The sequence below is a fragment of the Metabacillus rhizolycopersici genome, from assembly GCF_020075705.1.
Genome location: NZ_JAIQUM010000202.1, coordinates 1 through 1,555, shown reverse-complemented (window position 1 = coordinate 1,555; position 1,555 = coordinate 1). Strand labels below are relative to the sequence as shown.

1 protein-coding gene and 1 pseudogene are annotated in these 1,555 nt (G+C 33.4%); one reads left to right on the top strand and one right to left on the bottom strand.

What is annotated here, in order from left to right; all coding sequences use genetic code 11:
* Nucleotides 1-226 (bottom strand): annotated as a pseudogene (locus tag K9V48_RS27980) (succinate dehydrogenase); the annotation flags it as partial.
* Between the two features lie 181 nt (nt 227-407).
* Here K9V48_RS27980 and K9V48_RS27975 point away from each other — a divergent pair.
* Nucleotides 408-1,286 (top strand): LysR family transcriptional regulator, encoded by an 879-nt coding sequence (locus K9V48_RS27975; RefSeq protein WP_224142307.1) that lies wholly within the window; start codon nt 408-410, stop codon nt 1,284-1,286.
* Nucleotides 1,287-1,555 lie beyond the last annotated feature (269 nt).

Sequence of the window (1,555 nt, the reverse complement as noted above, 5' to 3'; positions counted from 1 at the left end):
ATACACCGTAAATCGCATGGTATAAAATCGGAAGAAAAATAACAAAAATCTCCAACGCATACCTAAATGGTAGCATCTCCATAAAATGTGCTGCTTCATTGAATGCCTCTGGACTCCTTGTAGCAAAATGATTGATAACAAGATGCTGAACTAAAAAGAGGCCTACAGGGATTACTCCTAGTAGTGAGTGCAGTCTACGATTAAAAAACTCCTTATTTACTCCCATAAATTGTTCCCCCTTTTGAAAGAGACTTTTTTGTATAGAAAAATTCGACAATTGATATTTTTGGAATTTTCTATAATTAATCATACAATTGACATATTATAATGTCTAATTTATTATTTGCATTAGTTTCATGCATTTCAGTAATAAATTTTATAAAATTTATTAGTAAGAGGTGACCCTAATGGAATGGCAACAAATCGAGTATTTTCAAGTTGTTGCACGTTTACAGCACATAACACGTGCTGCAGAAATCTTATTAATCTCTCAACCTGCTCTTAGTCGATCTATTGCTAGATTAGAGGAAGAATTAGGTGTTCCATTATTTGAACGTCAAGGACGTTCAATAAGTCTAAATAGTTATGGTCAATTATTTTTACAGCGAGCAGACCGAATAATGAAGGAATTTCAAGATGGTAAACAGGAAATCCAAGATTTACTTGATCCGGATTATGGAAATGTTTCATTTGGATTTATGCCTACCCTTGGAACTTATCTTATTCCTAACTTGATTAATTCCTTTCGATCTAATTATCCAAATATTAATTTTCAATTCAAACAAAATGGAAACGATTTGCTTCTTAAACAATTAGATTCTGGTGAAATTGATTTCTGCCTAGTTTCTTCAATAGAATCGAAAGATCAATTTCAATGGATTCAATTATGGAGAGAGGAATTATTTTTAATCGTTCCATCAATACACCATCTAGCAAAACATGAAAGTATTACTCTACAAGAAATAGCTGACGAACCATTCGTGCTCTTAGAAAAAGGAAATGGGCTTCGTGGAATTACTGACCAACTATTTGAGGAGGCTGGAATAACGCCAAAAATTACTTTTGAGGGTGAAGAGGTTCACACTGTTGCAGCTTTTGTAGCTGCCGGACTTGGTGTTACGATAATACCCGAATTCAAAGGAATAGATTGGAATAATATAACTCGAATACGATTACGCGCTCCGAATTCCCAGAGAGTAATTGGACTTGCTTGGGTAGAAGGAAGATATCTATCACCAGCAGCAAAACGATTTCAACAATTTATCTTAAATTATTTTAAAAAGTGATTTACTATGTTACCTATCCAGTACGGGTGTTATTTAAATACTTTTTAAAAGAGTTAGTCTTCTTTTCTCTTTAATTTTGTTTGTTACAGGAATGCTGCCCTTTTATTACATAAAAATAGCTGCCGTTCGGCAGCTATTTTTACATAGTGTTGAAAAACCAACTTGTCAACGAACAGAAGTATAAAATCACGGGAAATCAGAGCTTTAAAAAACGAGGTTTTCATAAAATAATGCTTTCTGAAATAAGTGACTCACCAAAAAACCTCAAA